Origin of the sequence: Novosphingobium sp. 63-713 (assembly GCF_001898925.1) — a bacterium.
Classification (GTDB): Bacteria; Pseudomonadota; Alphaproteobacteria; order Sphingomonadales; family Sphingomonadaceae; genus Novosphingobium.
Window position 1 is genome coordinate 1 of sequence record NZ_MKVS01000016.1, and the last position, 7,648, is coordinate 7,648.

At 61.2% G+C, this 7,648-nt stretch carries 9 protein-coding genes; 8 read left to right on the forward strand and 1 reads right to left on the reverse strand.

Features of this window, described 5'->3' with window-relative positions; all coding sequences use genetic code 11:
• Positions 1-47 precede the first annotated feature (47 nt).
• From BGP00_RS08165 to BGP00_RS08180, 4 genes are read left to right on the forward strand one after another with little or no spacing between them, the layout of a single operon-like run.
• Positions 48-1,202, forward strand: coding sequence for a strawberry notch C-terminal domain-containing protein (locus tag BGP00_RS08165; RefSeq protein WP_292687852.1), 1,155 nt, complete (start codon positions 48-50; stop codon positions 1,200-1,202).
• Positions 1,203-1,240: 38 nt separating this feature from the next.
• Positions 1,241-1,624 (forward strand): hypothetical protein, encoded by a 384-nt coding sequence (locus tag BGP00_RS08170; protein WP_292687850.1) that lies wholly within the window; start codon positions 1,241-1,243, stop codon positions 1,622-1,624.
• Between the two features lie 41 nt (positions 1,625-1,665).
• Entirely contained in the window at positions 1,666-1,941 is a 276-nt protein-coding gene (locus BGP00_RS08175; RefSeq protein ID WP_292687849.1) for a type II toxin-antitoxin system ParD family antitoxin, read from the forward strand.
• A complete protein-coding gene (locus BGP00_RS08180) occupies positions 1,938-2,240 on the forward strand; it encodes a type II toxin-antitoxin system RelE/ParE family toxin (RefSeq protein ID WP_292687847.1) in 303 nt (100 codons plus the stop codon). Before BGP00_RS08175 ends, BGP00_RS08180 begins: the two co-directional genes overlap by 4 nt.
• 80 nt (positions 2,241-2,320) lie before the next feature.
• Here the strand turns inward: BGP00_RS08180 and BGP00_RS08185 are convergent, their stop codons facing one another.
• A complete protein-coding gene (locus tag BGP00_RS08185) occupies positions 2,321-2,947 on the reverse strand; it encodes an SOS response-associated peptidase family protein (RefSeq protein ID WP_292687856.1) in 627 nt (208 codons plus the stop codon).
• A 358-nt stretch (positions 2,948-3,305) separates the two neighbouring features.
• Between BGP00_RS08185 and BGP00_RS08190 the strand changes: the two genes are divergently transcribed.
• The 4 genes from BGP00_RS08190 (at position 3,306) to BGP00_RS08205 (ending at position 7,599) form a co-directional block, all read left to right on the forward strand.
• On the forward strand, positions 3,306-3,719 hold the full coding sequence (locus tag BGP00_RS08190; protein ID WP_292687845.1) for an MbcA/ParS/Xre antitoxin family protein: 414 nt from the start codon (positions 3,306-3,308) through the stop codon (positions 3,717-3,719).
• On the forward strand, positions 3,716-4,429 hold the full coding sequence (locus tag BGP00_RS08195; protein WP_292687854.1) for an RES family NAD+ phosphorylase: 714 nt from the start codon (positions 3,716-3,718) through the stop codon (positions 4,427-4,429). The genes BGP00_RS08190 and BGP00_RS08195 overlap by 4 nt, the downstream gene beginning before the upstream one ends.
• A gap of 167 nt (positions 4,430-4,596) precedes the next feature.
• Entirely contained in the window at positions 4,597-6,723 is a 2,127-nt protein-coding gene (locus BGP00_RS08200; protein WP_292687843.1) for a ParB/RepB/Spo0J family partition protein, read from the forward strand.
• Between the two features lie 135 nt (positions 6,724-6,858).
• Positions 6,859-7,599: an ArdC-like ssDNA-binding domain-containing protein gene (locus tag BGP00_RS08205; RefSeq protein ID WP_292687841.1), complete on the forward strand. Its 741-nt coding sequence runs from the start codon at positions 6,859-6,861 to the stop codon at positions 7,597-7,599.
• Positions 7,600-7,648: the final 49 nt, after the last annotated feature.

Below are 7,648 nucleotides of genomic sequence, written 5' to 3' on the forward strand. Positions count from 1 at the left end.
TCGCATGTGCCAGTAGGCTACTGATGACGAAACATCAGGTTTGATTCATGAGTCAAACTCCTTTCAAACAATTACTTAAGCGACTTCACGTCGCACATCTCGAGAGTGATTACGCCCGCGAAGCCCTGCTGAGCTGGTATCGCCTGCTGCATGGTGGCAAACTGGCCAGCGTCAGTTTCGCAGATTTTTGCCATCGCACCGGACTGCGGCTGGAAGATCGCGAGGAGGGCGGTCTGATCCAGAACCTGCCGCCGATCCAGCGCTGGCTGAACCGCATACTTGCCCTGCCGATCCATCTCCAGAACGCGATTTTCGACGAGTTTCTCGGGTTAGTCGAAGCCCGCATCGACGCCGCCCGCAAAGCCGGAACCTTTGATGCCGGTGTCGAAACCATTCGTGCCGACAAGCTGACCGTGGTCGAAGAACGCATCCTGCGCCCGGATCCGAGTTCTCCCACGCAATTGCTGACCATCGAAGCCCAATGGGCGGCGCAGATCACCTCGCTGGCCGATATCCGTGAACGGATGCGCAGGGCAGGGGGCAAGGCGCGCAGCATGCGCAACGGGCGGTCGGGCCGGGTGGCGCTGCTGGTGCCTGATCGCACCTGGCTCGATGAGGAAGGCAAGGCTTTGCCGACTTACCGGCTTTATCGCCCGAACGGGCACACCACGATCACCGAGGCGGAACTGGCCGAGAGCCATTGGGATGATTGCTCCCTTGAGGCCTTCGAGGCGCTGTGGGAGCAGGAGGCCGAAGAAGCGGCGCAGCGGCCCCATGTCGAACGACTGTTTCTCGCCACTGGCCGCCTGCTGCCGATCTGGAACCTGCTGGGCGATGAAGCGCAGGTGCGCCGCCTCGTGACGCAGGACGGGCGGAGCCTGCTGGGCCGTATCGTTCCGGCCGATAGCGTCAATCACCTGCTGACCAAACTGGGGCTGGATGATCGTATCGCCATGGCGCCGGACGAATTGGTGGGTGCCGCGATGTCGGGCAAGATCGTGCCGATCGACGCCGTGCGCGGGCTTAATCTCAAACGTTCGCGGGTCAATGGCGAGCAGCGCCTTGAGATTACCGGCTTCGAAGCGCGCTCACTGCCGCACTGGAAGGCCAGGGGCTGCTTTACCGAGATTATCCAGTATCAGACGCGGCTTTTCGTTCCGGTCAGCCGGGCGGTGGAGATTGTCGAGGCTATCGCGGCGTGAATCGGGGGCACTGTCAGATCTGTGGGCGCGCAAGGCCTTTGCGCGCCGATGGATCGCTTCGCGGGCATTACGTCGCAGGCAATCTGTGCGCCGGCGCCGGATTCCTGCCGATCGAGGTAAGCGATGATCGATTGCGGGGCTGCGTGGCAGAGATGGAGGCCGAACTCGCCAGCTTGGAGGAACACTTGAAAGCGTTGCGAGAGCAGCGGGTCAATCGGATTGATCCATGCCTTCAGCAGCGATGGCTGGAATTGCGCTCGTCCTCGCGGCGCCTGCTGCGGCGCATCCGTCGGTTGGAGAACTGGCCCGAACGCCACAAGCGGCAGATGGAGCAATATGGCTATACGCTTGAATGCAGCCCTCCAGCCTATCTCCTTGCCAGAGTTGAAGGATGGCGCTGCAAAGCCAGTTTGCCGGTATGACTAAGTATGATAAAGTGCACTGCGTAAGAGGAGATTTGGCCATGGGTGCTATCGAGAGATTGACGATCACCGTCCCGTCGGAAATGGCCGCCATTGTCAAAGCGGCGGTTGAGGGCGGGGAATATGCCTCGACCAGCGAAGTCATCCGCGATGCCTTGCGGGGCTGGATGCGTGAGCAAGATGCTACGAGGCGTGAACTGGATGAACTGCGCGCAGCCATTCGTGTCGGTCTGGAAAGCGGTCCGGGGGTTCCGGCTGAACAAGTCTATGCCGAATTGCGCGGCCTGATCGGCAAGCGGACCAAGCCTGACGCATGAGGAAGGTCGTCTACCGGCCGGCTGCCATTGAAGATTTGCGGGCCATTGCCCATTATATCGCCGACGATAATCCGTCACGTGCGTTGAGTTTTGTCGATGAATTGCAGTCTGTTGCGCAGGTCGCTGCGGAGAGACCGGCAAGCTTTCCGGCCCGACCTGATTTGGCTCAAGGGCTGCGCGTCGCCCGTCATGGGCGCTATCTGCTCTTCTTTCTTTATTCCGAGGACCAGGTAGAGATCGTCCGCGTGCTGCATGGAGCGCGTGATCTGGGCAACGCTTTCAGCCAGGCGGAAGAGTAAATCGGCTACGTGCGGCGGCCAACCTCAAAGTGATGGGGCAAGCGCGGCTTTGCCCCATTCCTCGAGCCTCAATCCTTCGCTTACCCGAATAAAGATCCCATCAGGCTCGGGCCGCCTGCCCAGCGTTCGTCGGTGCGATTGGGCGCAAGGTCACCTTGCCAGGTCCGGCACAGGTCAAAGGCTTCGCGCGGCGTGCCTGTCAGCCAACGATGCCAATGTTCTGGTGCGAGAATGACAGGCATGCGGTCATGCACCTCCTGCATCCGAGGCGAACTCTCGACCATGACCATCGTATAGACATCGCCCCATTCGTCGCTCGCGCGCCATAGGCCTGCGACCGCAAAGATGTCGCACTCTGGCAGACGATACCAGGTGCGGGTCATCTGTCCGCTTGCGCCTTCCGGTTCAGCCCAGGCTGTCACCGGGATCAGACAGCGGCGCTGCTCAAAGCTTTGTCGCCAGAACGGGGTGTGCAATTTGTCATCGCGAGCATTGGTAACCGGTTTGGACTTGAGCTTCTGGCCCTTCTTGCCGGTCATGATCAGGGGGAAGCCCCAATTCATGGTGCGGGCAAAGCCGCCGGCAACAACCAGTCCGGGGTAGCCGGGATAGACTTCCTCGGATCGATTGCTGCTCGCAGCTTCGCGGACCTCGAACATTCTGGCGATTTCAGCATTCTTGCTGTTGAGGCGATACAAGTTACAGATTTTCGGTTCTCCGGACTTTGAGCGCTCCGCGCCTCAAACGGTGGGCGGGCGTGGACCCGATGTCACTTACCCTACATCCTGTGAGATTGTCGTGAACCTTCGTGCTTGCAGCGGCGCGGTCATATGTCAACGGCGGAGCCACGAAGCAAAAGCAGGTCACGAAGGTGGCAGCAAGGAACGTCCCTGCGCGGTGCTATTGACGACCACCACGAAGGCGGGTGCCAAGGTTGTCACTGTCCTTTCGGTGATCCCGATCATTTCCTGACGTTAGCGCGGGAGGCCATCATGCCCGGCTCTTATAGAATATTGCCATTTTGTATAAATTGGCATATATTGTGCCATATGGCATGGAGGCCTTATGACGACACTGACCCGCATTGCGACGGAGCCTGCGCCCTTCGCCCCCGATCCGATTACGGATCAGGAGGCAAGTGCGATGCTGCGCGCCATTTTCAACCTCTTCCGCCTATGGGGTGTGACTGAGGATCAGGCCTCGATCATGCTCGACGTGCCAAGGCGTACGCTTGCGCGTTGGAAAGCCGGAGCGTCCACTCGCTTCAGTCGCGATGGCAAGGCCCGCCTTTCGAATCTTCTGGGCATTCATAAGGCTCTGCGGATTATCTTCCACGAACCTGCCCGTGGCTATGCCTGGATCAAAGCCCCCAACGAGATCTTTGGCGGGCGTTCGGCGCTGGAGGTCATGTTGGGCGGTGAACTCACTGATCTGATGCGGGTGCGTCGCTATCTCGACGCGGAGCGCGGTGGGTGGTGATTGATCCGGGTTCGCTTCCTGTTACGCATGTTGTTTGGTCTGGAGCGCGGCGGATCATCCGCAGCCTCTATCCTCCTATCGATCTCTTCGACGACATCGCCGATCCTGAAGATTGGCCCTTGTTGATCGCCGCCGAGCAAAAGACCAATCCTCGATTGATGGAAACGATCGGCAATATCGACCTCGTTCCGGTGGGACGCCGTGTCGCTGGACCGGGCGCCAGCTATGTAATGGCGCCCTTCACCCATGCCAGTCCAGATCGTGCCGGACGCTTTCACGATGGACATTTCGGTGCGCTCTATATCGCCCGAACCTTTGAAACGGCGCTCATTGAAACGATGCACCATCATGCCGCCTTTATGGCCCGCAGTCAGGAAGCACCTGGTTGGACATCGCAATTCCGGGAACTGGTGCTCGACCTCGATGGATGGCTGCATGATCTGCGAGGTGGAGACCTTGCATGGGCGGAAGCGCTGAACCCTGTGTCTTACACGGCCTCTCACCCTCTTGCCGAGCGCTTGCGCGCGCAGGCCAGCGAAGGCGTGGTCTATCCAAGCACGCGCTACGCGCAGGGCGAATGTGCAGCCTTGTTCTATCCAGATCGGGTTACCATCCCGATCCAGGGTCGACATTTCGACTATCACTGGGATGGCGAACGGGTTGATCTCTATCGGGTTGCGGGGACCGGTGAGGTCTATCGAATAGACTGACTCAGGAGGCCATGGCGGTAAGGGCGGTCACCCGGGTGGCTGCCTACAAGCGCCGTTCCGGCGCACATTATGAAGAACAAGGAGAGGGGGAAGAGCGGGGATTGAGACCCCTTGAGTGTTGAAGCGCTTTCGATCCGGGTCTCGTTCTCAAACGAAAGACCTGCATCATGGACATGATCTCGCTCCCCCACGGTAAACTGCGCCTCTCGGACGCCAATGTGCGCAAGACCAACGCCCAGACCGGGCTGGAGGCGCTGGCGGCCAGCATTGCCGAACACGGGCTTTTGCAGCCGCTGATTGTCAGCCCCAGCTCGGGCAAGAAGACACTTTACGATGTGCACGCCGGTGGACGCCGCTGGCGCGCAATCGGCCTGCTGATCGAACGCGGCACGCTGCCCAAGGACTATGCCGTTGACGTTCGCCTCTGCGAGAATGAGGCGATGGCAAGCCGAGAAATCAGCCTTGCCGAGAACCTGATCCGTGAGGCGATGACGCCTGCTGATGAGGCCCAGGCCTATCGCGATATCATGGCCGAGGGCGCGAGTGTCGAAGATGTGGCGCGGCGCTTTGGCGTGACGGTGCGCCATGTGCAGGGCCGGGTGCGGCTGGGCGATCTGGCCGAACCGATCTTCAACGCCCTGGCCGAAGGCAAGATCACGCTTGATGTGGCAATGGCCTATGGCACCACGGGCGACCGGGAACGCCAATTGGCGGCATGGGAACGCTTTTCGACGAACTGGCAGGGGGACAACCCGCAGGCCATCCGCCGCGCCATTGCGGAAAGCGCGCTGTCGGCCAATCATCCGGTGGCGATCTTCCTGACTGAGGAAGAGTATGCAGGAGCCGGTGGGCGCATCGAGCGCGACCTGTTCGCCGGGGAAGGCGAGGGCCTGTGGCTCGATGGCGAACTGGCGCTTGAGCTGGCCCAGGCCAAGCTGCAGCATGAGGCAGAAATTGCAGCGCTCGGAACCAGACTGGGCTGGGTCAAACCGCTGCTGGTCACCCATGTGCCCTATAGCGAGACCGAGGATCTTCAGACCTATTGGCCGACCTATGCCGAACCCAGCCCGGAGGCGAAGGAGCGTATCGCGGTCATCGAAGGCCGTCTCATTGATATCGAAGATGCGCTGGAGGAATGCGAGGAAGGGGAGGCGGAAGACACCCTCTATGCCGAGCAGGAGCAACTCAATACCGAGCGCGACAGGATTTCGAAGACCGACCCGATCATTCCTGATGAGGATCGCCCGCATGTCGGCACCTTCCTGATCCTCGACCGCGACGGGCAGCCCTGCCTCGCCCCGAGCTATTACACAACACAGAAGAAGCGCCGTTCCGTGCAGCAAGGTCCGGGCGAAGGTGATGCATCGCAGGGTGACGAACAGGCCAGCGCCAGCGACCCGACGAAGCCCGACGAAACCAACCCCCGCTCGCTCGAAGAGCAACTGGCCAAGGATCGCCGCGATGTGCTGGCGCTGCATATTGCCAATGATCCAGGGCTGGCCCTCGACATCACGATCTTCGAACTGGCCCGGTCGTTTGCAGGGCATTTCGGTTACAGTGATACGGGCTGCGCCATCACCATCAGCGATCGCTTCGAGCCTGCCGGTATCAAATCGATCCCCGAGAGCGAGGCGCAGGTCCAGCTTGGCAGCATCAAAGCCGCGCTGCCCTGCGACTGGGGACAGGAACATAACAGCTTTGCCTCCTTCCTCGCCTTCCGTGCACTCGACGAGGAAGCCAAGGCCGGTTGGCTGGCTTTCGCCGTCAGCCAGAGCCTGAAGGCTAGTTTGGCGCATGGCCAGTATAACAATGCCTTCCAGACCAGCCTTGGCGCGCTGCTGGACATTGATGTGGCGCAGCATTGGCGCCCGAGCGCCGAGCGCTATTTCGACCGCAAGAAGAAGGGGCAGATCCTGACCATTCTGGGCGGCATCGATCCCGAAGCGGCAGGACGCTATGCGACGGCCAAGAAGAGCGAACTGGCCAGCGCTGCGGCGAGGCTGTGTGCGGGCGAGACGATTGTCCAGCCCAGCGTCAAGGAGCGCGCTCTGGCCTGGGTGCCCGACGAAATGCGCTTCGATGGTGCGATGCCGCCTGTCGGGCAGGTGGCGCAGGACGAGGCCGGGCAGGGAACCAGCCAAGATCCAGATCCCGCAGAGGATATCGGTCTGATCGACGAGGCGGACGCTGAATTCGATGAGGAAGGCGAAGCCGAGCCCGAGCCCGGCGAGGCTGGCCCTGCCGACGACACTTCGGGAACAGAGGCAGAGCCGCTGCTCGCGCAAGCCGCCTGAGCAACACGCGGGCAGGGGACAAGCCTCTGCCCGCTAATCCCCAACAATCCGGCCATGTCTGGCCCCGCCTTTCCAAAGCGAGAGGGGGTGAGGGGTGAATGCGCCCTGCGGCGCTCAAAGGAAGGAAGAACCTCGATGAAACCCCGTTCCGACATCTACCAGACCGTCACCGATCAGCTTGTCGCCGCCATCGAGGCCGGTGCAGGGCAGTGGCGAATGCCCTGGCACAATTGCGCGGCACCGACCATGCGCCCGACCAGCGTGGCGGGCCGTCGTTATACTGGCATCAACCGTGTGATCCTATGGGCCACGGCTGACGCGCTGGGTTTTCAGTCGGGCATCTGGGCGACCTATCAGCAATGGAAAGTCCAAGGTGCGCAGGTGCGCAAAGGGGAATGCGGCACCCATGTCGTGCTCTGGAAAAAGATCGAGCGGCAGGACGGCGCGGGCAATGCCGAGGAAGCTGCCGAAGGTGAAGGCCGGGCCTGCTTCTTCGCGCGCAGCTTTGTCGTGTTTAACCGGGATCAGGTCGATGGGGCGGAAGGCGCAGAACTGACCGAAGCGGCTCCCATGAAGCCCGATGTGGCCGAGGCGCAGGCGTTCCTTGAGAGCGTCGGCGTGCCGGTGGATTACGGGCTTTACGATGCCCATTATCGCCCGGATCAGGACCGCATATACCTGCCCGAGCGTCAGGCTTTCGACAGTGACATGGATCTGGTTTCCACGCTGGCCCATGAACTTGTGCATGCGACCGGATCGGCTTCGCGCCTCGCCCGCGAAAGCCTGCGCGATTACCACAAGGATCGCTCCTGGCGCGGGCGCGAAGAGCTCGTGGCCTTATCTGGACAGTCTGCGCCGCCCGCAACATTGCAGTAAGGTCGGCGATGGACGCCCACGGTAGGCAGTAATCAGGCTGGCCGTAGCG